Here is a 24,103-nt window from a genome sequence, read left to right on the forward strand (position 1 = left end):
TACTGGACAAGTGAAGAGATGGGGGAGAACGTGCTCAAGTTCGGTACCTACGTCCGTGTTGGAAACGCGGCCGAAGCCTATGAGCTCCTGCAGAAGAACCGCAACAACAAGATTGTGGGCGGCGGCATCTGGATGCGTCTGGGTTCGCGTCGTGTGGCGACGGCGATTGACCTTTCGGCCTGCGGACTCGATCAGATCGAGGAGACCGAGACCGAGTTTCGCATCGGTGCCATGTGCACCCTGCGCCAGCTCGAGCGCCATGCCGGGCTCAACGCGCTTGTCAACAATGTCTTCGAGTTCGCCGTTCACGATATCGTGGGCGTGCAACTGCGCAATACCGCCACGGTGGGCGGCAGCATCTACGGCCGCTTTGGCTTCTCGGACGTTCTCTCGGCGTTCCTCGCGCTCGATTCCTATGTTGAGCTGACGGGTGCCGGCCGCGTGTCGCTCGCGGAGTTCGTGCGGATGGGCTACGTGCGCGACGTTATCGAGCATGTCGTAGTCGTCAAGCACGATTACCGTGCGAGCTACGAGGCCGTGCGCAAGGCCGCGACCGATTTCCCCTCGCTGAACGTCACCGCCGCATGGTGGGACGGCTCCTGGCACGTCACCGTGGGCGCCCGCCCGTTGCGCGCGACCCTGCTGCAGGGCGAGGCATGTGGCCTTTCCAGCGAGCAGCCTTCCGAGGACGAGCTTCGCGCCCTTGCTGCATCCGTGCGTGCCCTGAGCTACGGAACCAACCTGTGGGGCTCGGCCGACTACCGCCGTCGCATCTCGGCCCCGCTCGCCGTCCAGGCCGTGCGCCGCGCCGCCGGCATCGAGCTTTCGGCCGCGCTTGCGCACGAGCTCGAGGGCGTGCAGATTCCCAAGTTCGCCACGGACGAGTATTCCTGCCGCCGCGTGCCCGGCGTCGATTCTAGCGAGGTGCGCTAATGGCTGCCAAACTCATCGATCTTTCCTTTACGCTCAACGGCCGCAAGGTCAAGGTTCAGATTGCCCCCGACACCATGCTCTTTTCGCTTTTGCGTGAGCAGGGTTGCGCGTCGGTGCGCTGTGCTTGCGAAACCACCAACTGCGGTCTGTGTACGGTGTGGCTCGACGGCGACCCGGTGCTGAGCTGCTCGGTTCCCGCCGCCCGTGTTGAGGGCCACACCATCACCACGCTTGAGGGCCTCAAGGCCGAGTCCGAGGCGCTTGCCCGCGCGATGGCTGCCGAAGGCGCCGAGCAGTGCGGTTTTTGCGCCCCCGGCCTTATCATGAACGTGCTGGCGCTTGCCCGCGCCGCCAAGGAGGACCCGAGCCTTGTCGCCACGCGCGAGGAGCTGTCGCGCCAGCTCGCCGGCAATCTTTGCCGCTGCAGCGGCTACGAGAGCCAGCTGCGCGCCATCGTGCGCTTTCTCAACGAGTCCGGCGTGCAGGTGGGCTTTGAGATGCCCGAGCTGCCGGTCAACGACACCAGCTGCGACGGCGTCTCCTACAAGCAGATCACCCACAAGCAGCCCAAGAAGGACTCGAAGGCCCTGCTCGAGGGCCGTCCGGTCTACACGGGCGACCTGGTGCCCGCCGGCGCCCTGATCGTCAAGCTCAAGCGCAGCCCGTATGCCCGCGCCAAGATCCGCTCCATCGACACGTCGCGCGCCCTGAAGGTGCCCGGCGTGGTTGGCGTCTACACCTACGAGGACGTGCCCAAGCGCCGCTTTACCATCGCCGGCCAGAGCTATCCGCAGCCGAGTCCCTACGACCGCCTGATTCTCGAGAACCTCGTCCGTTACCAAAACGAGGAGGTGGCGATCGTCGCCGCCGAGACCGAGGAGGCCGCCGACAAGGCACTTAAGCTCATCAAGGTCGACTACGAGGTGCTCGAGCCGCTGCTCGACTTTACCCAGGCGCTCGATAACGACATCGTGGTCCACCCCGAGGGCGACGTGACCTTTATGTTCCCGCAGGGCGGCGACGTCCCACGCAACCTGGTGTGCAGCGGCACGAGCGACTTTGGCGATCTTGACGAGGCCTTCGCCCAGAGCGACATCGTCTTTGAGCGCACCTATACCAGCCAGGCCACGCAGACCGCGCCCATGGAGACCTTCCGCGCCTTCGCGACGACCGACGCGTTCGGCCGCATCTCGGTGACCACCTCTACGCAGGTGCCCTTCCACGTGCGCCGCATGGTCGCGCAGTCGCTCGACATTCCGCAGTCGCAGGTGCAGGTCATTAAGCCGCGCATCGGCGGCGGCTTTGGCTCCAAGCAGACGGGCTGCTGCGAGATTTTCGTTGCGTTCGTGACCCAGCAGACCGGCCGTTCGAGCTACTGCTGCTACACCCGCGAGGAGACCATCACCGCGGGCAACTCGCGCCACCAGATGCAGATGACTGTTAAGCTGGGTGCCATGAACGACGGCACCATCACGGCCATCGATCTGCATACGCTGTCCAACGCCGGTGCGTACGGCGAGCACGCTACCACGACGATCGGCCTGTCGGGCCACAAGAGCCTACCCATCTACAACCACGTGAAGGCGAGCCGCTTTAGCTGGGACGCCGTCTACACCAATACCAACCGCGGCGGCGCGTATCGCGGCTACGGTGCCACCCAGGGCCAGTTTGCCGTGGAGAGCGCCGTCAACGAGCTCGCCGACATGCTGCACATGGACCCCGCCGACCTGCGCCTTAAGAACATCGTGCGCGAGGGCGAGATCATGCCGCAGTACTACAACGAGAAGCTCAACGCCTGCGCGCTCGACCGCTGCCTGCTGCGCGCGATGGACATGATCGGTTGGCGCGACAAGCCGCTGGCCGTCGACCTGGGCGACCGTGTGCGTGCTCTGGGCTGTGCGCTCACCATGCAGGGCTCTGGCATTTCCAACGTGGATATCGCCGGTATCGACATGCGCCTGGAAGAGGACGGCTTCATTACCATCGGCACCGGCGCCACCGATAACGGCATGGGTGTCGACACCATCCTGGCGCAGATTGCCGCCGAGGAGCTGGGCGTGGAGAGCTCGCTTATCGTGGTGCGCGGTGTGGACACCGACGTGTCGCCGTTCGACGCCGGCTCGTACGCGAGCTCGGGCACGTACGTGACGGGCCTTGCCGCCAAGAACGCCGCGACCGAGCTGCGCGAGAAGATTTGCGTCAAGGCCGCCCAGATGTGGGACGTGGACGCCGCCGACGTGGTCTTTGATGGCCAGTACGTGCGTCTGTCCGACGAGCGTGCCGCTCGTGAGCGCGGCCGCTACCTCACGCTGCGCGACTTTGCCAACCTGTGCGTCAAGAACATCGCGGGCGGCGACGCGCTCACCTCGCACGCCTCTGCCTGCCTGCCCGTTTCGCCCCCGCCGTTTATGGCCGGCATTGCCGAGGTCGAGGTCGACAAGGCCACCGGCAAGGTGACCGTGGTGGACTACGCGGCGGCTGTGGATTGCGGCACCGTGATCAACGAGGCACTCGCGCGCGTCCAGGCCGAGGGCGGCATTGCCCAGGGTATCGGCCACGCGCTCTACGAGATTGTTGAGCACGACGATCGCGGCCGCCTGCGCACCGGCAACTTTATGAGCTACAAGCTGCCCACGCGCCTGGACATCGGCAGCATTCGCGTGGCCTTTGAGCCGAGCTACGAGCCGACGGGTCCGTTTGGCGCCAAGTCGATCGGCGAGGTCGTCATCAACACGCCGCTCGCCGCCGTGGCTTCGGCCGTCGCACACGCCACCGGCCATCAGGTTCGCTCGCTGCCGATCACGCCCGAGAAGGCCCTGCTGGGGGAGTAGCGGGTCGGCGAACAAGTCGTAATTGGCGGGGCGGGGCAACTCGACCCGCCTTTTGCACTCGTGGTGAGGTCGTGAGCCTGTAAAACGTGTGCGTGCGCTTGTCGCTCGTATCTGCTATCATTCCTAGTCTGTGCGCTCATGCGGGCGTGGCGGAATTGGTAGACGCGCCAGATTTAGGTTCTGGTGGGATTCCCGTGAAGGTTCGAGTCCTTTCGCCCGCACCAACGCATCTGCGTCGGCCCTGGCCGTCGCGACTCTTTGTTGCATAAAGGTACCAGCACCTCAGATAAGCTGGGCAGTATGAGGAGGAACGTGTTGAACATCACCGCTTCTGACGTCAAGGACGCCAAGCTCACCGCTACGGTCACCATCCCGGCCGCCGACGTCGACGCCGCGATCAAGAAGGCTTACAAGGACACCGCCAAGAAGTACCGCTTCCCGGGCTTCCGCGCCGGTAAGGCTCCCCGTCCGGTTATCGACTCTGCTCTTGGCGCCGAGGCTACCCTCGCTCAGGCCACCAACGACCTGATCGCCGCCAACGAGCCCGCCGTCCTCAACGAGCTGGACATCGTCCCCACCAAGAACGGTGACTACAAGGACCTCGACCTCGCTAAGGATCACGAGGACTACACCTACACCGTCGAGTTCTCCCTGCGTCCCGCCGCTGAGCTCTCCTCCTTCGACGCTGTCGAGATCGAGATGCCCCCTGCGGAGGTCACCGAGTCCGAGATCAACAACCAGGTCGAGATGCTCCTCAACTACCGTGCCGCCTTCGAGGACGTTGAGGGTCGCGCCGTCGAGGCCGAGGACTACGTCACCGTCGACCTCAAGGCCGTCGAGAACGCCGACAACTTTGCCGCCGAGGGCCGTATGCTCATCGCCGGTAGCGACAGCAACCCCGCCGAGTTCAACGAGGCTCTGATCGGCGCCAACGTTGACGACGTCAAGTCCGTCACCTGGACCGACGAGGCCGAGGAGGGCGAGGAGGCCGAGACCCACACCGTCGAGGTCACCGTCAAGGGCATCAAGGTCCGCAACACCCCCGAGCTCACCGACGAGCTCGTCAAGTCTGACTTTGGCTTCGACAGCATCGACGCTATGCGCGACGCCATCAAGATCGAGATCGAGCAGGACAAGGCTTCCCGCCTTCCGGCCGAGAAGGAGAACCGTTGCGTCTCCGCTCTCGCCGAGCGCCTGCAGCTCGACGAGATGGACGCCGACTACGAGCAGTCCGTCTTTGAGGAGCTTGGCCAGAACTTCCTGTCCAACCTCGCTGCCCGCGGCATGACGCTGGACACCTGGCTGCCCGCTTCCGGCCTGACCATGGAGCAGTTCATCGGCGACCTGCACAAGCAGGCCAACGACGTTGCCCGTGAGTCCCTGGCGCTCGACGCCCTCGCCCGTGAGCTCAAGATTGAGGTCACCGAGGACGACATCAACGCCGAGTTCGAGAAGGCTGGCGTCAAGGACGTCGAGGCTTCCAAGGCCGAGTTCATCGCCGATGGCCGCATGCCTGCCGTCCGCGAGTCCATCCGTCGCTCCAAGGCCGTCGATCACCTGGTCGAGAACGCCAAGGTGACTGAGGTCGACGAGACCGCCAAGGACGCCGAGTAATTCTCGCCACCTTGCACGCGAGCGCATGTATGTGCCCGTGATGGGGTAAAGTTCTACACCGGTTATCCGGTTGCTTCGTACGGTGCCAGCCAATGCATAGCATGCGGGCACCGTACGTTTATCTAGAACCAATTTGGTCCGCAAGAGAAATGGAGATGCGTATGATCGCTAAGTTCGATTCCGCCCTCGTGCCATACGTTATCGAGCAGACGCCGCGCGGCGAGCGCAGCTACGATATCTATTCGCGCCTGCTCAACGACCGCATCATCTTCTTGGGCGAGGAGATCAACTCCGTCAGCGCCAACCTGGTCGTTGCCCAGCTGCTGCATCTTGAGAGCCAGGATGCCGAGAAGGATATCTCGCTCTACATCAATTCGCCCGGTGGCGAGGTTTACTCTGGCCTGGCGATTCTTGACACCATGAACTTCATCAAGCCGCAGGTCTCCACCATCTGCGTCGGTATGGCCGCGTCTATGGCTGCCGTGCTGCTTTCGGCCGGCGCCAAGGGCAAGCGCTTCTGCCTGCCGCACTCCAAGGTCATGATTCACCAGCCCAGCGGCGGTGCCCAGGGTCAGCAGACCGAGATCGAGATTGTGGCTGAGGAGATCAAGAAGACCCGCCGCGAGCTCAACCAGATCCTGTCCGATGCCTCGGGCCAGCCGATCGAGAAGGTCCAGGCCGACACCGAGCGCGACAACTACCTGACCGCTGCCGAGGCCCTCGACTACGGCCTGATCGACCGTATCGTCACCTCGCGCGATCTTGCCGCGAAGGACGCCTAGGATGGCAGGAAACATGCAGGACAACTTTGACGAGAATGGCAACCCCATCCGCTGCTCCTTCTGCGGAAAAGAGCAGGGGCAGGTTCGCCGCCTTGTAAAGGGTCCGACCAACATCTTTATCTGCGACGAGTGCGTTGCCGCCTGCTCCGAGATCCTGGAGGAGTCGCTGGCTTCGGACTTTATGGACGCTGCCCGCAACGGCAAGCTGCCGGGCTTCCTCAACGACCACGGCCAGGCTGCATCCCAGCCCGCCGCGGACCCCGAGACCGAGGGTTTTGAGCTCGAGGACGATCGCCAGGTCATCACGCACGTGCCGACGCCGCACGAGATCTATGACGAGCTTTCGGCCTATGTTATGGGTCAGGAGGACGCCAAGCGCGCCATGTCGGTGGCCGTGTACAACCACTATCGCCGCGTGATTGAGGGCGGCGCTGCGGTGTCTGCCTTTGATGACGACATGGGCTCGCAGTTCGATGACGATATGGACGAGGTAGAGCTCGCCAAGTCCAACATCCTGCTGCTCGGTCCCACCGGTACCGGTAAGACCCTGCTGGCCCAGACGCTCGCGCGCATTCTTGAGGTGCCGTTTGCTATCGCCGATGCCACCGCGCTCACCGAGGCCGGCTATGTGGGCGAGGACGTGGAGAACATCCTACTCAAGCTCATTAATGCTGCCGATGGCGACATTGAGCGCGCACAGGTTGGCATCATCTACGTTGACGAGATCGACAAGATTGCCCGCAAGGCTGAGAACCTCTCCATTACCCGCGATGTCTCGGGCGAGGGTGTTCAGCAGGCGCTGCTTAAGATTCTTGAGGGCACGGTGGCAAGCGTTCCGCCCACCGGCGGCCGCAAGCATCCCCAGCAGGAACTGCTCCAGATCGACACGACCAACATCCTGTTCATCTGCGGCGGTGCCTTTGTGGGCCTGGACAAGATCATCGCCGACCGCGTGGGCAACAAGGGCGTGGGCTTCAACTCCGAGATCGCCGGCCCCACCTCGGTCGACGAGAACGACCTGCTGCGTCAGGTGCTCCCGCAGGACCTCAACGCCTTTGGCATGATCCCAGAGTTCGTGGGCCGTACGCCCGTCGTGACCCAGACGCAGGCGCTCGACGAGGACGACCTGGTGTCGATCCTGACCGAGCCCAAGAACGCCGTGGTGCGCCAGTACCGTAAGATGTTCCAGCTCGAGGACGTTGAGCTTGAGTTTGAGGACGCGGCCCTGCACGAGATCGCCCGCATGGCGCTCGCCCGCAAGACCGGCGCCCGTGGCCTGCGCTCCATTTGCGAGGACGTGCTGCAGCAGACGATGTTCGATCTGCCCAGCGAGGAGGGTGTAGTCAAGGTCATCGTGACCGAAGCCTCCGTAAAGGGCGAAGAGCAGCCCCAGCGCATCTATGGGTAAATAGCGCCCGTTTAGGTCCCGCGGCAACCACTGCGGGACCTGCCATTTAGGGACAGGTTTATTTTGGTCGGTTTTATATGGGCAAACGTTATTCTGCCTGATAAAACCTGCCAAAATAAACCTGTCCCTTTTTGGTAGGTATGCCTGTGCTATTCTGTGAGATTGTTTAGCTAGTACCTTCAGACTGAAGTAATCGATACCTAAGGGGAGGAATGTAGGCCCGATTTTCGTAGATTCCGCACGAGCCGAAGACCACTTAATGTGGTCTTCGAGCGAGCCCAGGACCTGACCGAGCGAAAATCGGGCCTACATTCCTCCCCGGCGGGACAGGGAGAGATATATGGAAGAAATGCCCAAGAACTACGATCCGTCGACCAACGAGCCGGCGATCCTGCAGAAGTGGCTCGACGGCGGCTACTACAAGCGCCGCGAGGGCGTGGGCGACTGCACCGTCACCATTCCGCCTCCCAACGTGACCGGCAAGCTCCACATGGGCCACGCCACCGACGACTCCATCCAGGACGCCATCATCCGCATGGCCCGCATGCGTGGCAAGTCCACGCGCTGGGTGCTCGGTACCGACCACGCCGGTATCGCCACGCAGACCAAGGTCGACAAGAAGCTCAAGAGCGAGGGCATCAGCCGCCTGGAGATTGGCCGCGACAAGTTTGTCGACGCCTGCTGGGACTGGACCCACGAGTACGGCGGCATCATCGTCGAGCAGATCAAGCGTATGGGCTGCTCCGTCGACTTCGACAACGAGCGCTTCACCATGGACGAGGACTATGCCCAGGCCGTGCGCAAGGTCTTTTGCGACTGGTACCACGACGGCCTGATCTATCGTGGCAAGCGCATCGTCAACTGGTGCCCCAACTGCACCACCGCTATCTCGGACGACGAGGCCGAGTACAAGGACGAGAAGGGCCACCTGTGGCACCTGCGCTACCCGCTGACTGAGCCGGTCAACGGCCAGGACTACATCGTCGTCGCCACCACGCGCCCTGAGACCATGCTTGGTGACACGGGCGTCGCCGTCTCCCCGAAGGATCCCGAGAAGGCCGCCTTCGTGGGCAAGACCGTTAAGCTCCCCATCGTCGACCGTGAGATTCCTATCTTTGAGGATTGGCATGTCGACGCCAACTTTGGCTCCGGCTTCGTCAAGGTCACCCCTGCCCACGACCCCAACGACTACGCCATGGGTCAGGCTCACGACCTGCCGCAGATCAACATCTTCGACGAGCACGCGGTGGTCGTCGAGGGCTACGGCGAGTTTACCGGCATGAACCGCGATGAGTGCCGCGAGGCTGTCGTCAAGTGGTTCGACGAGCACGGTCTGCTCGACCACGTCGAAGAGCTCGACCACTCCGTCATGCACTGCTACCGTTGCGACTCCGCCCTGGAGCCGTGGCTGTCCGAGCAGTGGTTTGTGGCCGTCGACAAGCTCAAGGGGCCGGCGCTCGACGCCGTCAACTCCGGCAAGGTCACCTTCCACCCCGCGCGCTGGACGCAGACCTACACCACCTGGATGGAGAACCTTAAGGACTGGTGCATCAGCCGTCAGCTGTGGTGGGGCCACCGCATCCCCGTGTTCTACTGCGAGGACTGTGGCTGGGAGGACGCCCTTACCGAGGACACCGACGTGTGCCCCAAGTGCGGCGGCCATCACGTGCATCAGGACGAGAACGTGCTGGACACCTGGTTCAGCTCGCAGCTGTGGACCTTCGCCACGCAGGGCTGGCCGCAAAAGCCGGAGCTGCTCGAGGGCCATCACCCCACGACGGCGCTCGTCACCGCGCGCGACATCATCGCGCTGTGGGTCGCCCGCATGGTCATGAGCTCGCTGTATTTCTTGGACGAGGTGCCGTTTAAGGACGTCGTCATCTACCCGACGATCCTGGCCAAGGACGGCAGCCGCATGTCCAAGTCCAAGGGCAACGGCGTTGACCCCATGGACCTCATTGGCATGTACGGCGCCGACGCCATGCGCTTCAACTTGCTCACGCTGTGCACCAACAACCAGGACGTCAAGTTCGACGCGAACATCGACAAGAAGACCAAGAAGCTTATCGACAGCCCGCGTACCGACCAGGCCAAGAGCTTTGTGACCAAGATCTGGAACGCCAGCCGCTTCCTGCTCATGAACATGGAGGGCTACACGCCCGGCGAACCCGTCGTGGAGACGCCGGCTGACGCCTGGATGTTCAGCCGCCTTGCCAATGCCGTGAAGATGGTCACCGAGGGCATCGAGAACTACACCTTTGGCGACATGGCGCGCGGCGTGCAGCAGTTCTTCTGGAACGAGGTCTGCGACTGGTACGTCGAGGTCACCAAGGCCCGTCTGAAGGGCGAGGGCCGTCTGCAGGCTCAGCGCAACCTGATCTTTGTGCTCGACACCTCGATTCGCCTGATGCACCCGCTTATGCCGTTTGTCACCGAGGAGATCTGGGACAACATGCCGGCCAGCGTGCTTGACTTGGATGCCGAGGGCAACGTTGACCGCGCCGAGGCGCTCATGATCGCCAAGTGGCCCGAGCCCGCCGACTACGCCAAGTACGTCGACGAGCCCGCCGAGCGCGCGTTTGAGCTGTGCCGTGCCGTCGTGTCTGCCGCCCGTGCCACCCGTTCGCGTTATCGCTTAAGCCCCAAGGCCGAGCTCGACGTTGTCGTGCGCGCCGGCGCCGAGGATATCGAGAAGCTCGAGAGCCTGCGCTCCACGATTGAGCCGCTGGCGAACACCGCTTCGCTGGTTATGGGTACCGACGTTGAGAAGCCGGCTGCGAGCATTGCCGTGGTCGACAGCGGCGTCGAGGTCTTTGTGGTTCTCGAGGGCAAGGTTGACCTTTCGGCCGAGAAGGCGCGCCTGGAGAAAGAGATTGCCGCGGCCCAGAAGGAGCTCGCCGGCTGCGAGAAGACGCTCGCCAACGAGGGCTTTGTGGCCAAGGCCGCGCCCGCGGTGGTCCAGAAGAAGAGGGACCGTGCAGCTGAGCTCAAGGAGATCCTGGCGGCGCTGACTGCTCAGGTTGCTGACTTCTCGTAGGCGGTACTGGGGGACGCGGTTTGGGGCATTGCTCGCTACTGCGGACAGTCCTGCTCGCACGAAGGCCACATTAAGTGGCCTTCGGCTCGTGCGGAACTTGTATCGAGCAAAGCCCCAAACCGCTCCCATGGCGGTTACGTGGTTGCTTGCATCTGCCTGTTAGGACCGCTGTGTTGTAGCCTTGATTCTGCTGCAAAGCGGTGTTTGGCTGATATTTTGAATGGGAGGGGCTCGTTGTTGCTTACGGGCCTCTTTTTATGTTGAGGGGACTTTGGTTTATGCCTAAACGTTCGGGGTCGTATTCTGTACCGTTCTCGTTTGATTTGCTTTCGTTTGATGAGGCTGTGGGGCTAGCTGCTGATACAGGGCGGATTTCTGGGGATGCTGGGCCTCTGCTCGAGACGGTTGTCGATATGCTCGATGAGTTGGGGCGTCCGGACGAGTACTTTGATTGCATTCAGGTTGCCGGTACCAATGGCAAGACTTCGACCACGCGATTTTCGGCTGCCATCCTTCGCGGCGAGGGACTCAAGACCGCGCTGTATACGTCGCCGCAGCTGGTGCGCTATCCCGAGCGTATGGAGGTCGATGGACGCGTCGTGAGCGATGAGGCCTTTGCCCGTGGTGTTTCTGCTGCTGTTGAGGCGGGACATCGCGTGAATGCCCGTCGTGTGGCGGCGGGGGAGCGCGCCTATTCCATTACGCCGTTTGACCTGCTGACGGCTGCCGCACTTGTCGTGTTTGCCGAGGCCGCGGTGGATATTGCCGTGCTCGAGGTCGGCATGGGCGGACGCTGGGACGCCACGAGTGCGACCGATCCCGTCGCCGTTGCCATTACGGGCATTGGGCTCGATCACACACGCATTTTGGGCGATACGCTCGAGGCCATTGCGGGGGAGAAGGCTGCGGTTATTAAGCCTGGACGCCTGGTTGTTTTGGGCGAGGGTACGCACGAGGCGAGCGTTCAGCGCGTGATGGATGCACGTTGTCGCGAGTGCGGCATAGTGCCGCTGGTGGTGAACCATGCCACGACCAAGGTGCCGGCACATGTGGGCGACACGGTTGAGTTTAGCTGCACCACGCCGCGTGCGATCTATACGTCTAGCATGGTCAAGCCGGCGTATCAGCCGCAGAATGCCGCGTGCGCGATTATGCTGTGCGAGGGGTATCTGGGTCGCGAGCTCGATCATGACAAGCTCGATGCGTCGCTTATGGGCTGCCCCACGCCGGGTCGCTTTGATGTGTTGGGAACCAATCCGCTCAAGCTGATCGACGCCTGTCATAACCCTCAGAGCTGCGAGAACTTTGTGAGCGCACTGGACGAGATCGATTCGTGCGTAGAGAATCGCTCCACGCTGCTGTGCGCCGCGCTGGCCGATAAGGACGTGGCGGGTATCGTTGACGTTCTGGTTCCGGCGTTCCCCCGCGTGGTCGTAACCCAGACCGATTCCGATCGCGCCTTGCCCGCACAGGAGCTTGCCTCCCTGGTGGACGCCGACAAGCTCGCGGGCGTGTACCCCAGCGTATCCGAGGCCCTCGCGGCTTTCGATGCCGCGGGCGAGCCTTTCGTAGCAGCCGGTACCATCACCCTAGCCGGCGAAGTAGCGGGGCTGCTCCGTTAACCCATCCCCTCATCAGTTGCGGTGAAATACGGACTGTTTTACAAGCCAGAAGCCTCAAACGGTCCGTATATCACCGCAACTCAAAAGCAGTCAATTTGGGACGGGGCTTTTTTGGCTGCCCTGCGCCTCGAGTTGACTTGCTCGCCACGAAATGGGCCTATTTACTACGTTTGACCGGTAACCCTCGACCATACCGAGAATTGCGAAATCAAAACCGCAGGTAAAGGGCTTGCCAGTTTTGCGAAAACACGGGTATGGTCGACCCACGCGGGCTAAACGTAGTAGATAGGCCGTTTTTGTGGCGGCATTCATGTGATGCGGCAAAGGGACAGCCCCTTTGCCGCATTGCCTAGTCTAGGCGGACTGGATCGTGGGGGTAGGCGTTCAGAATCTCGACGCCGGACTCGGTCACCAGGGCCAGGTCCTCGATGCGGACGCCGGTGTGGCCGGGGAGGTAGATGCCTGGTTCGATAGAGAACGTCATGCCCGGCTCTACGACCTGCTCGTTGACGAGCGAAACGTCACCAGGCTCGTGGTCCTGCAGACCGATCGAGTGGCCCAGGCGGTGCGTAAAGTACTTGCCGTAGCCCGCATCCTCAATAACGTCGCGTGCGGCGCGGTCCAGGTCGCACATGCGCACACCCGGTGCGATGAGCGCCTCGGCGGCCTCGTTGGCGCGGCTCACGATGTCGTAGATGCGTGCGGTCTCCTCGTCCGGCTCGCCCCAAAAGAACGTGCGCGTCATGTCCGAGCAGTAGTTGCGGCGACGTCCGCCTATGTCGAACAGCACCACATCGCCGCGCTTGAGTACGGTGTCGTCGGGCTCGTGATGCGGGTCTCCGGCGTTGGCGCCAAAGCTCACGATGGGCGGAAAGCTAAAGCCCTCGCAGTCGTGCTTGCGGTACAGGCCGAGCATCTGGTCGGCAATTTCGCGCTCCGTCACGCCCTCGTGAACGAGCTTGATGGCGTCGGACATCACGGCGTCGTTAGCGGCTGAGGACACGCGCATGAGCTCCTGCTCGGCGGCATCCTTGTGGGTGCGTGCTGCGGTGACGGCAAAGTCGCCCAGGAAGAACTCGCTTGCGGCGTAACGATCCATAAGGGGCAGCAAAAAGCCGGAGCGCATTACGGTATCGATGCCGAGGGGCTTGGATGGATTGACCTCGCGAGCGATGGCGTCGGTCACGACGTCGGTGTCGTTGTGGTAGGCCACGCGGGCATTGTCGTACTCGGGCAGCTGATGCAGGGCGTTGACTAAGATCACCGGCTCGGCATCGCGCGCGAGCAGCACGCCGCAAAAACGCTCGAACATATCGGCATAAAAGCCGGTCAGGTAATAGATCGACCACGGGTCGTTTACGAGCAGCTGCGCGCCGGGGTGCTGAGCCTCGAGCGCATCGAGCACGCGTGCCACACGCTGGTCATCGACATGTGCCATGAAACATCCTTTCACTATGGTGCCACCATGGTATCCCAAGCCCGGCACATAGGGACGTTCCTTTTATGCCGGCACCTTGGGACACTCCTTGGCATGGCTAGCCTGGCAAGCGTGCAGGCAAAAGCAGCTAAAAGAGCCCCGTCCCAAATTAGCTACTCGATGTCCATGCTGGCGATGAGGTCGATGTTGGTGTTGAGGAGGTTCTTCAGAACGATGTCGCCCATGCGGATGGGGGCCTCGACGACCACGCCGCGGATGAGGTCCATAGCTTGGGCGTGAAGCTCCAGCGGGATGGCTTCGCCCGTGCGCACGGGCAGCAGCGCCTCGTCGCCGCCGGATACGGCCACGGTCGTGGTAAGCACGCGCATGGGGCAGGTGAGCTCCTGATGTGCAAACTTATCACCGCGCGGGCAGCTGTTGCCGGTTACGGAGCGCACCTCTACCACGGCGCCGTCTGCGCTGCGCTCGACCTCCACGGTCAGGAGGCACTCGGATGGGCAGGTGGTGCAGTTGAACTGCAGCGTTTCGATCGCGTTCGCGCTCATGACTCTACGCCTCTTCAACGGGATCGACGGACAGGACAATCTCGTTAACACCCAGGTCGAGCGCGCGCTGAATCACCTTTGCCGGTAGCGGGAAGCTTTCCATGACGCTCGGTTTAAACGGGCGAACCTTGCCTGCAAACAGTTCCTCGTTGCCTGCCAGAATGCGCACGCGGGCAGCATCGACCGGCCGACGTACGCGGAAGTTGAGCTTAGTGAGCCCGACGGCCGTGATGCGTCCCGGCAGTGCGTAGCCTGCGATGCCAGCGGGGGAGACCGTGAGCTGGCAGCCCGCGCCCGCCACTCCCGCCGCGGTGCCGACAGCCCCCAACGCCCACGCCGCCGCAGCCGCACCGGCACGTTCGGACTCGGTCGTCACGTTGTCGGCCAGGTCGTGCACGTGCAGCACGTTGCCGCAGGCAAATATGCCCGGCACGCCCGTCTGCAGGCTCTGGTCCACCACGGCGCCGCGCGTACGTGGGTCCAGCTCGACGCCCGCGGCAACCGAAAGCTCGTTCTCGGGAAACAGGCCCACCGAAAGCAGTAGCGTGTCGCATGGAACGATGCGCTCGGTTCCCGGAATGGGTGCAAGATGCTCGTCGACCTGGCTTACCTCGACAGCCTCCACACGATCGTGCCCGATCACACGCGTGACCGTGGTAGACAGATGCAGTGGAATGCCAAAGTCTTCCAGGCAGTTCTTAACATTGCGACGCAGGCCGTTGGCGTACGGCATGAGCTCGTACACACCCTCGACCGAAATCCCCTCGAGCGTGCAGCGGCGCGCCATGATCAGCCCGATGTCGCCCGAGCCCAAAATGACGGCGCGCGAGCCGGGTTTGAGGTTCTCGATATTGATGTATCGCTGCGCTAGGCCGGCCGTAAACACGCCGGCGGGTCGGCTGCCGGGGATCTTGATCTCGCTGCGCGTGCGCTCGCGGCAACCCATGGCAAGGACGACCGCGCGCCCGATGAGCTGCAGCATACCGGTGGGGCTCATGAGCGTGACGGTGTGGACCGCGGCGTCTTCCGCGGACTCGCCCGAATCAACCCCTATCACCATGCTGTCCAAGAACAGCGCAATGTTGGTCGCGCGCACCTGGTCGATAAAGCGCTGCGCGTACTCGGGACCGGTGAGTTCCTGCTTAAAGTGCGACAGTCCAAAGCCCGGATGAATGCACTGTCGCAGGATGCCACCCAGATGCTGCTCGCGCTCCACGATGGCCACGTGCGCGCCGGCCTTATGCGCGGAAAGCGCGGCCGCCATGCCGGCAGGTCCGCCGCCGATAACGACCACGTCGAAGGCCTGCGTTACTACCGACGCTACGGCTCCGGCCTCCGCGCGTTCGTCGCGCATATCAAGCGTCGCCATCCTAGCGCACCCCCTTCAGCGGTCCCTCAACCAACCAGGATCCGGCGTCCTCCAGTAATACCTCGCTGGGGTCGCAGCCCAGCTCGCGCGCTAGGATTGCCACCACACGGCTCTGGCAAAAGCCACTTTGGCACCGACCCATGCCCGCGCGGCAGCGGCGTTTGACGCCCTCGACCGAAACCGCACCCGGACGGCGCCGAATCGCGGCCACGATCTCGGCCTCGGGCACCGTCTCGCAGCGGCAGACTATCTGCCCCCACGCGGGGTCAGACTCAATGAGCTCCTCCTTGCGCGCAAGCGGCGCACGGTCGAAGTCGTCCGGTGCGCGGCGAATCGGATCCCAATCGGCCCGTTCGCGCAAAGCAACGCCCGCCTCGCGCATCACGTGCTCCATACGCTCGGCAATGGCCGGCGCGCTCGCCACGCCTGGCGACTGAATGCCCGCCGCCTGAAACAGCCCCGGCAACACGGCCGACTGCCCAATAAAGAAGTCGTTGGTTCCCTGAATGACCGGACGCCCACCGGCAAATGCGCGCACCACGCGGCGCGTATCCAGATCGGGCACCAGCTTGCGCGCGCCGGTCAGCAGCGCGTTCACATCGCTCGCATAGGTCTGTGTGTCGCCCGGCTCACGCACGGCAGCGGTCGCGGTAATCACGGTGTTGCCATGCACGGTGCCCGTAACGATAACGCCCTTGGACACTGGCGTCGGAACGGGGTAGAGCGGCATGAGCGTGCGCGGCTCCTTGTCCAGTACCACGATGTTGCCCTGGCGCCAGACCATCTGGAACTTCTCGGCGCCCGCCATATGCGAGAGGTGCGCGGCGCCGTTGCCTGCGGCGTTGATTAGATAGCGACAGCGCACGTCGCCGGCGGGCGTCGCCAACGTAAAGCGCGCGTCGTCGCCCGAGTCCGCGACTTCAATCGCTTCCACCGGCGCTGACCGCATAAACGTCACCCCGTTGGCCACGGCGTTCTCCAGCGCGGCGATGGCAACCTCAAACGGGTCGACAAAGCCCGTCGAGGGGCACCAAAGCGCGCACGTGGCCTGGGCACTCGCGCGCGGCTCCAGCTCGTGGATGCGCTCGGGGCCTATAATCGCCAGCTCGGGCACGCCGTTCGCCAGGCCATTCTGGCGCAGCTTTTCCAGATGCGCGCGGTCCTCGTCGTTAAAGCCCAACACCATCGACCCGGTGCGGCAGAACAGAAAGCCCAGCTCCTGGGCCCACGCGCCATATAGCTCGCAGCCACGGGCGTTGACCTGTGCCTTTACGGTGCCCGGCGCCGGATCGTAGCCAGCGTGCACCAGGCCGCCGTTGGCCTTCGACGCGCCCAGCGCAATATCGTTAGCCGCCTCGACTACGCAAATGGACAGGTCAAACCGCGCGAGCCGCCTCGCGATGGCGCACCCGGTAATGCCCGCGCCAACAATTGCGATATCAAACGTTTCTGCCACAGTGCCTCCCAGATAAGTTGACAGGCTGTCAATAAGACTATCCTACGGTCTGCACACCCCCAGTGCGGCGGCAATGCGGCGAACAGCCCCGCAACACCCGCCAACGGCAGGAGAGGGGAGACTCAGTAACGTCGACAACCTCGTCTGTCGACAACTAAGGCAACCGTTCGTCTCCATCTGTAACAATTAGACGAGGATTTGGGTTCCAGATGTTACAGATCGAGACAAACCTTTCGGCGGATTTTGAATGTCTTGATTTGTAACAGTAAGAGGGGTTTTGGGGCCCAAGATGTTACAGATCGAGATTGAAGTCGGGGAGGGACCCCTGTGTCTCGATCTGTAACACCTAGACCCGGATTTCGCCTCCACCTGTTACAGATTGAGATGTTTGTGTCCGCACCAGCCCCGTCCCTAGCCGTAGTCCCATATAAACAAACCCCGTGGTAAACTTGACCGTACTGTAAATATTCCGAAAGGTACCCGTAATGTCCAAGTACATCTCCGAGCTCATGTCGCCGCAGCTTATGGGCGTCGTCTATGCCTTCGTTGGCTTTATCATCGCCCTGTACGTGCTGTCGGTCGTCTATGTGTTCATCGACGCTCGCCGCCGCGGCGCCAGCGCCTACGTGGCATGGGGCATCATCGCCCTCATCCCGTTTGTGGGCCTCATTGCCTACCTGGTCCTGCGTCCGCACTCCTACGCCTCCGACCGCGAGGAGCAGGAGCTGGACATGGCTCTGCGCGAGCGCCAGCTTGCCCAGTACGGCACCTGCCCGCAGTGCGGCGCGCCCATCGAGAAGGACTTCGTCGTCTGCCCGGTGTGCGATACCCAGGTTCGCAACGTATGCCCCAGCTGCCATCGCCCGCTCGATGCGCACTGGAAGGTCTGCCCCTACTGCCGAACTCGCATCCAGTAACGCATCCATCGCCGGGCCGGTCGCAAGCCACGGGCACCGCGCGTCCCGCGCAAGCCACACGCGCAACCCGCCCCACACGATGAAGCATGCGTAGAAAATCGCCCGCCGTGCCATTAAGGTGCGGCGGGCGCTTGTATACCAAGGCAACCTGCCTATAATGATGCAAGTTAAAACGACTAGCGCATCGCGCGCACTTGCATCAGGCATCCGAGAGGAGAAAATATACCCATGAAGGCACTCTACAATGACGGTTCGGTGGCCGAGCTCCCGCAGGACGAGGTCACGCACGTCATCCGCCACTCCGCCGCGCACATCATGGCGCAGGCCATCAAGCGCCTGTACCCCCAGGCCGACTTTGCATACGGCCCCGCGACTGACAACGGCTTCTACTACGACGTCGACCTGCCCGAGGGCGTCAAGATCAGCGAGGACGACTTCCCCGCGATCGAGGCCGAGATGAAGAAGATTGTCAAGGAGAACCTCAAGTTCACCGTGTACGAGAAGCCCCGCGCCGAGGCCATCGCCCTTATGGAGGAGCGCGGCGAGAAGTATAAGGTCGAGCACATCGGCGACCTGGACGACGACGCCCGCATCACCTTCTACCAGCAGGGCGACTACATCGACATGTGCGTCGGCCCCCACATCTGCTACACCAAGGCGCTGAAGGCCTTTAAGCTCACCGGCGTCTCGGGTGCCTACTGGAAGGGCGACAAGGACAACAAGATGCTCACCCGCATCAACGGCGTCGCCTTTGCCACCAAGGAAGAGCTCGACGAGCACATGCACATGCTTGAGGAGGCCAAGAAGCGCGACCACCGCAAGATCGGCCGCGAGATGGACCTCTTTATGATGCGCGACGAGGCCCCCGGCTTCCCGTTCTTCCTGCCCAACGGCATGATCCTTAAGAACACGCTGCTGGACTACTGGCGCGAGATTCACCACAAGGCCGGCTACGTGGAGATCTCCACGCCGCTCATCATGAACAAGCAGCTGTGGAAGACTTCGGGCCACTGGGACCACTACAAGGACAACATGTACTCCACCGTCATCGACGACGAAGAGTACTGCATTAAGCCCATGAACTGCCCGGGCGGCGTGCTGGTGTACGCCTCCAAGCCGCACTCCTACCGCGAGCTGCCCATTCGCGCCGGCGAGATTGGCCTGGTGCACCGCCACGAGCTGCGCGGCGCCCTGCACGGCCTGTTCCGCGTGCGCTGCTTTAACCAGGACGACGCCCACCTGTTTGTGCGTCCCGACCAGTTGACCGACGAGATCGTGGGCGTGGTCAACCTGATCGACTCCGTGTACCAGAAGTTTGGCTTTAAGTACCACGTTGAGCTTTCCACCCGCCCCGAGGACTCCATGGGTTCCGACGAGGACTGGGCTCGCGCCGAGGAGGGCCTGCGCACCGCTCTGGAGAAGCTGGGCATGGACTACGAGGTCAACGAGGGCGACGGCGCCTTCTACGGCCCCAAGATCGACTTCCATCTGGAGGATTCGCTCGGCCGTACCTGGCAGTGTGGCACCGTCCAGCTCGACTTCCAGATGCCGCTCAACTTTGACCTGGAGTACGTGGACGCCGACGGTACCAAGAAGCGCCCCATCATGCTGCATCGCGTGTGCTTTGGCTCCATCGAGCGCTTTATCGGTATTCTGATTGAGCACTTTGCGGGCAAATTCCCCACCTGGCTGGCCCCCGTGCAGGTCAAGGCGCTTCCCGTCTCGGAGAAGAGCCGCGACTACGCCCACGAGGTGTGCGCCAAGCTGGAGGAGGCCGGCATTCGTGTGGTCTGTGACGACCGCGATGAGAAGATCGGCTACAAGATCCGCGAGGCCCGCAGTATCGACCGCGTGCCCTATATGCTCATCTTGGGCGAGAAGGAGGTCGAGGCCGGCAACATCTCCGTCCGCGATCGCTCCAATGAGACCGTTCAGATGAGCGTTGACGAGTTTGTTGCGAAGGTGACCGAGGAGATCAAGACTCGCGCCTAAGGCAAACTTCACAACAATTAACAAAGGCGACCGTCCACAGAGGGCGGTCGCCTTTTTCATGCCGAAATAAGAAAAGCCGCTGGTTGAGCGGCTTTTTTTGTTGCACAAAAAGGTACAGGTTTTTGTAGAGGGCTATGGAGATGTATCTACCGACAGGACATTTTGCGTAATCTGGGCAATCGTTGATTAATTGCTCGTATAATTGCCTATGTCGAAAGATACAAAAACCTGTACTTTTGCGACTGCGCCTAGCTGCGAGCGAGAAGCCTGTTCTAAACGCCCCTGCATTTGCGTGCATCGCAAAGCAAGAGAAGGGGGCGAGAACATGGAACAGACGGCACGGCGCCAAGAGCAGCTGCCGGGCGCATTTAACGGCGTCACCACCAGTAGCCAGCACGGCCGCGTTCGCTGGTATCTGGTCCACACCCCCAATGGAAAAGAGCGCGAGACCTGCGAAAAGGTCCGCCGCATTATCCCGCACAACCTTATGCAGGACGCTTTTGTAATGCAAAAGGAGTTCTGGTTTAAGCGGGACGGCTCTTGGTCGCTCCAAACCAAACCTATGTACAAGGAATACTTCTTCGTCGCCACGCACGATGCCGCCACGCTCGATAGGGCCCTTGCCCAATTGAGCTTTGGTTGTCGCATCGCCGGCAGTAGGGAGCGGGCGTACATGCCCATGCCGGACGATGCGCAAGATTGGTACCGCAGTGTTCTGGACGACGACGGCGTGGTGCGCAACAGCGTTGCGCGCATAGAAGACGGCGTGTTGCACATAGAGCAAGGGCCCTTGGTGGGGCAAGAGGCCCGTGTAAAGAAGATCGACCGTCATAAGCGCTGGTGCCTGGTAGACGTGGGTGGTGGCGACTCCGGTTTTAGGGAGCTGCTACCGCTCGACGTTCCCAGCAAAACGTAAGGGAGACGTTGTACCGGCAAATCATTTGGTTTTTGGATTCATAGATGGGGAGGGGTTCCTGGGGACAGGAACGTGAGTTTTATTGTGGCTGCTAAAGAAGTAACAGAGAGTTGTACATCAACGGTTGGTGCGCTGGCTTTCAATCAGATAAAGCCGAGCGGTACACTTGGGTATCGCATCGTCAAGAGGCTGTTTGACCTTGTGTTTAGTCTTATGGCAATCGCTATTTTATTCATTCCAGTGGGTCTTGTGTGCGTCCTGATTTGTCTAGAGTCTCCGGGTAGTCCCTTGTACACCCAGGAACGAATTGGCAAAAATGGCAAGGTCATTAAGATCTTTAAGCTGCGCAGCATGGTTGCCGATGCTGGCAATGTTCAGAAGTATTTAAATTTTGAGCAGCTGCATCAGTGGGAAATTGAGCGCAAGGTCGATAACGATCCGCGCATCACTAAGGTCGGGCAGTTTATTCGTAAGTGCTCTATCGATGAGATGCCGCAGTTTCTTAATGTTTTAAATGGTGATTTATCCGTTATCGGTCCTCGTCCCATTACGCGTGATGAACTCGAAATGCATTTTTCTGATGAGGATAAGGTTGTATTTCTTTCGGTTCAACCTGGAATTACCGGGTTATGGCAGGCGACGGATCGCAACGATGCGTCATTTGAAAGCGGTCTGCGCCAAAAAATCGAATTGCATTACGTGCGGAACCGTTGTTTCCGAATGGATTGGAAGTGTTTTGCTGGCACTTTCGGCGCCATGTTTGGCAAGGAGAGGACGGGCCGATAGATGGAAATATCCGTCATCATTCCGACTCTTAATGCTGAGCATGAAATCGATGGGCTTTTAATTGCCCTCGAACACCAGTCTATTCAGCCGGTTGATATCCTTATCGTTGATTCCGCTTCGGAAGATAAAACTATAGAGCTGGTCCGGCAGCACAAAAGAGTCCGCCTTCTGAAGATTGATCGCCAGGATTTCAACCACGGCACCACAAGAGACATGGCACTAAGGGAGTCGAGGGGTGACTTTGTATGCTTCCTTACCCAAGATGCTGTGCCTGTTTCTGATGATTACCTGGAGCGGCTTGTTGCTCCCATGCTTGATGATTCCGATATCGCTCTCGTAAGCGGCAGGCAGCTGCCTAAGGCGGATGCCCGACGTTTTGAACAGCTGGTGCGTGGTTTCAACTATCCCGACCGGCCGTCCGTTCGTTCCAAATGTGATCTCGAGAAACTCGGTATTAAGACTTTTTTTGCATCTGACACCTGTTCTGCCTATCGACGGACCGCATATCTCGAATGCGGTGGATTCGATCATGTCAACACCAACGAGGACATGCTTATGGCCGCCAGGTTTATCGCCTCAGGAATGAAGGTCGCTTACGAGCCGCGTGCCGAGGTCTATCACTCGCATAACTTGACGCCTTCCCAACAGTTTGCCCGCAACCGTGCCGTCGGTTTCTTTCTCGAAACGCATGCAGACGAACTCATGCATGCAAGTGAGATTGGTGAAGGAAGCCGGCTCGCCAAGATGGTTTCGTCGCAACTTCTACGAGAGGGAAATCTTGGCGAGTTCGTTGCTTTCGGAGTCGATTGCTGCGCCCGCCTTCTCGGAAATCGCGCTGGCCGCAGGGCAGCAAGAAATGAAAGGTTATAGCCAATGAAAGGCATCATCCTCGCCGGCGGTTCCGGCACGCGCCTGTACCCGCTCACGCTCGTGACCTCCAAGCAGCTGCTGCCGGTCTACGACAAGCCCATGATCTACTACCCGCTGTCCACCCTCATGCTGGCGGGCATCCGGGACATCCTGGTCATCTCCACGCCGACCGACCTGCCCAACTTCGAGCGCCTGCTCGGGGACGGCTCGCGCTACGGCGTCAACCTGTCCTACGCCGAGCAGCCCTCGCCGGACGGCCTGGCGCAGGCCTTCACCATCGGCGAGGAGTTCATCGGCGGCGAGCCCTGCGCGCTGGTGCTCGGCGACAACATCTTCTACGGCAACGGCCTGTCGCGCCACCTGACGCGCGCCGTCCAGAACGCCGAGTCGGGCCGCGCCACGGTCTTCGGCTACCACGTGGACGACCCCGAGCGCTTCGGCGTCGTCGAGTTCGACCGCGAGGGCCGTGCCGTCTCCATCGAGGAGAAGCCCGAGCGCCCCAAGAGCTCCTACGCCGTCACGGGGCTCTACTTCTACCCGGGCGACGTGGCCGCCAAGGCGCATGAGGTCAAGCCCTCGGCCCGCGGGGAGCTCGAGATCACCACGCTCAACCAGATGTACCTGGAGGAGGGGACGCTGTCCGTGGTCACCCTGGGCCGCGGGTACGCGTGGCTCGACACCGGCACCATGGAGAGCCTGCACGAGGCCGCGGAGTTCGTCCGCGCCGTGGAGCACTCCCAGGACCTGCCGGTGTCCGTCCCCGAGGAGATCGCCTGGGAGAACGGCTGGATCGACACGGCGCGGCTGGAGGAGGCGGCCGCGGCCTACGGCAAGTCGGTCTACGGGCAGCACCTCAAGAAGGTCGCCGCCGGCGAGATCGTCAACAGCCCGCGCGAGTACTAGGAATTGAGGAGATACTAACATGGCAGAGGAGACGTTCTCCCCCAAGAACATCATCGTCACGGGCGGCTGCGGCTTCATCGGCAGCAACTTCGTGCACTACGTGGTGGACAACCACCCGGACGTCCACGTGACCGTCCTGGACAAGCTTACCTACGCCGGCAACCCCGAGAACATCGCCGGGCTTCCCTCCGACCGCGTGGAGCTCGTCGTGGGCGACATCTGCGATGCGGAGCTGCTGGACAGGCTGGTGCCGGGCCACGACGCGATCGTGCACTACGCCGCAGAGAGCCACAACGACAACTCCATCGCCGACCCGGAGCCGTTCCTGCGCACCAACGTGGAGGGCACCTTCCGCCTGCTGGAGGCCGTCCGCAAATACGGCGTCCGCTATCACCACGTCTCCACCGACGAGGTCTACGGCGACCTGGCGCTCGACGACCCCGCCAAGTTCACCGAGGAGACGCCGTACCACCCGAGCAGCCCGTACTCGAGCACCAAGGCCAGCTCCGACATGCTCGTGCGCGCCTGGACCCGCACCTACGGCCTGCGCACCACGATCTCCAACTGCTCCAACAACTACGGCCCCTACCAGCACGTGGAGAAGTTCATCCCCAGGCAGATCTCGAACATCGTCGACGGCGTCCGCCCCAAGCTCTACGGCCGCGGCGAGAACGTCCGCGACTG

18 protein-coding genes and 1 tRNA gene are annotated in these 24,103 nt (G+C 61.8%); 15 read left to right on the top strand and 4 right to left on the bottom strand.

Annotated elements, in window-relative coordinates; translation table 11 throughout:
- Window positions 1-30 precede the first annotated feature (30 nt).
- The 8 genes from DXC79_RS07715 to DXC79_RS07750 all read left to right on the top strand — a co-directional run bounded on the left by DXC79_RS07715 (window position 31) and on the right by DXC79_RS07750 (window position 12,227).
- Window positions 31-933 carry a xanthine dehydrogenase family protein subunit M gene (locus tag DXC79_RS07715; protein WP_199408674.1) on the top strand — a complete coding sequence of 301 codons (903 nt, stop codon included), beginning with the start codon at window positions 31-33 and terminating at the stop codon, window positions 931-933.
- A complete protein-coding gene (locus tag DXC79_RS07720; protein ID WP_117635751.1) occupies window positions 933-3,764 on the top strand; it encodes a molybdopterin cofactor-binding domain-containing protein in 2,832 nt (943 codons plus the stop codon). Before DXC79_RS07715 ends, DXC79_RS07720 begins: the two co-directional genes overlap by 1 nt.
- Window positions 3,765-3,904: 140 nt before the next feature.
- Window positions 3,905-3,988: transfer RNA gene (locus tag DXC79_RS07725), tRNA-Leu, on the top strand.
- An 88-nt stretch (window positions 3,989-4,076) separates the two neighbouring features.
- Entirely contained in the window at window positions 4,077-5,378 is a 1,302-nt protein-coding gene (gene tig / locus DXC79_RS07730; RefSeq protein WP_233503072.1) for a trigger factor, read from the top strand.
- A 161-nt stretch (window positions 5,379-5,539) separates the two neighbouring features.
- The gene (locus DXC79_RS07735) at window positions 5,540-6,160 is read left to right on the top strand and encodes an ATP-dependent Clp protease proteolytic subunit (RefSeq protein ID WP_022095182.1); all 621 of its coding nucleotides are present in this window, start codon (window positions 5,540-5,542) and stop codon (window positions 6,158-6,160) included.
- Between the two features lies 1 nt (window position 6,161).
- A complete protein-coding gene (clpX, locus tag DXC79_RS07740; RefSeq protein ID WP_117635753.1) occupies window positions 6,162-7,568 on the top strand; it encodes an ATP-dependent Clp protease ATP-binding subunit ClpX in 1,407 nt (468 codons plus the stop codon).
- A gap of 340 nt (window positions 7,569-7,908) precedes the next feature.
- Window positions 7,909-10,605: a valine--tRNA ligase gene (locus tag DXC79_RS07745; RefSeq protein ID WP_117635754.1), complete on the top strand. Its 2,697-nt coding sequence runs from the start codon at window positions 7,909-7,911 to the stop codon at window positions 10,603-10,605.
- A gap of 278 nt (window positions 10,606-10,883) precedes the next feature.
- A complete protein-coding gene (locus DXC79_RS07750) occupies window positions 10,884-12,227 on the top strand; it encodes a folylpolyglutamate synthase/dihydrofolate synthase family protein (protein ID WP_117635755.1) in 1,344 nt (447 codons plus the stop codon).
- A 349-nt stretch (window positions 12,228-12,576) separates the two neighbouring features.
- On the opposite strand, the gene DXC79_RS07755 is transcribed toward DXC79_RS07750, so the two are convergent.
- From DXC79_RS07755 to DXC79_RS07770, 4 genes are all read right to left on the bottom strand, one after another.
- Window positions 12,577-13,665 carry a Xaa-Pro peptidase family protein gene (locus DXC79_RS07755; protein WP_117635756.1) on the bottom strand — a complete coding sequence of 363 codons (1,089 nt, stop codon included), beginning with the start codon at window positions 13,663-13,665 and terminating at the stop codon, window positions 12,577-12,579.
- A gap of 152 nt (window positions 13,666-13,817) precedes the next feature.
- Window positions 13,818-14,210: a DUF1667 domain-containing protein gene (locus tag DXC79_RS07760; RefSeq protein WP_117635757.1), complete on the bottom strand. Its 393-nt coding sequence runs from the start codon at window positions 14,208-14,210 to the stop codon at window positions 13,818-13,820.
- Between the two features lie 4 nt (window positions 14,211-14,214).
- Window positions 14,215-15,564, bottom strand: coding sequence for an NAD(P)/FAD-dependent oxidoreductase (locus DXC79_RS07765; RefSeq protein WP_370445760.1), 1,350 nt, complete (start codon window positions 15,562-15,564; stop codon window positions 14,215-14,217).
- A gap of 16 nt (window positions 15,565-15,580) precedes the next feature.
- Window positions 15,581-17,035 (bottom strand): NAD(P)/FAD-dependent oxidoreductase, encoded by a 1,455-nt coding sequence (locus DXC79_RS07770; RefSeq protein WP_117635759.1) that lies wholly within the window; start codon window positions 17,033-17,035, stop codon window positions 15,581-15,583.
- 485 nt (window positions 17,036-17,520) lie between these two features.
- On the opposite strand from DXC79_RS07770, the gene DXC79_RS07775 reads away from it, so the two are divergent.
- The 7 genes from DXC79_RS07775 to DXC79_RS07805 form a co-directional block, all read left to right on the top strand.
- Window positions 17,521-17,952: a zinc ribbon domain-containing protein gene (locus DXC79_RS07775; RefSeq protein WP_055251579.1), complete on the top strand. Its 432-nt coding sequence runs from the start codon at window positions 17,521-17,523 to the stop codon at window positions 17,950-17,952.
- Between the two features lie 228 nt (window positions 17,953-18,180).
- The gene (gene thrS, locus DXC79_RS07780; protein WP_117635760.1) at window positions 18,181-19,944 is read left to right on the top strand and encodes a threonine--tRNA ligase; all 1,764 of its coding nucleotides are present in this window, start codon (window positions 18,181-18,183) and stop codon (window positions 19,942-19,944) included.
- A 325-nt stretch (window positions 19,945-20,269) separates the two neighbouring features.
- Window positions 20,270-20,860, top strand: a complete 591-nt coding sequence (locus tag DXC79_RS07785; protein WP_117635761.1) for a hypothetical protein — start codon at window positions 20,270-20,272, stop codon at window positions 20,858-20,860.
- A 72-nt stretch (window positions 20,861-20,932) separates the two neighbouring features.
- Window positions 20,933-21,646, top strand: coding sequence for a sugar transferase (locus tag DXC79_RS07790; RefSeq protein WP_147327488.1), 714 nt, complete (start codon window positions 20,933-20,935; stop codon window positions 21,644-21,646).
- Window positions 21,647-22,516 (top strand): glycosyltransferase family 2 protein, encoded by an 870-nt coding sequence (locus DXC79_RS07795; RefSeq protein ID WP_117635763.1) that lies wholly within the window; start codon window positions 21,647-21,649, stop codon window positions 22,514-22,516.
- Window positions 22,517-22,519: 3 nt separating this feature from the next.
- On the top strand, window positions 22,520-23,419 hold the full coding sequence (gene rfbA, locus DXC79_RS07800; protein ID WP_117635764.1) for a glucose-1-phosphate thymidylyltransferase RfbA: 900 nt from the start codon (window positions 22,520-22,522) through the stop codon (window positions 23,417-23,419).
- Window positions 23,420-23,438: 19 nt separating this feature from the next.
- Window positions 23,439-24,103, top strand: a 665-nt coding sequence (locus DXC79_RS07805; protein WP_117635765.1) for a dTDP-glucose 4,6-dehydratase, incomplete at its 3' end; no start/stop codon positions are given.

Origin of the sequence: Collinsella sp. TF08-11AT (genome assembly GCF_003437035.1) — a bacterium.
Classification (GTDB): domain Bacteria; phylum Actinomycetota; class Coriobacteriia; order Coriobacteriales; family Coriobacteriaceae; genus Collinsella.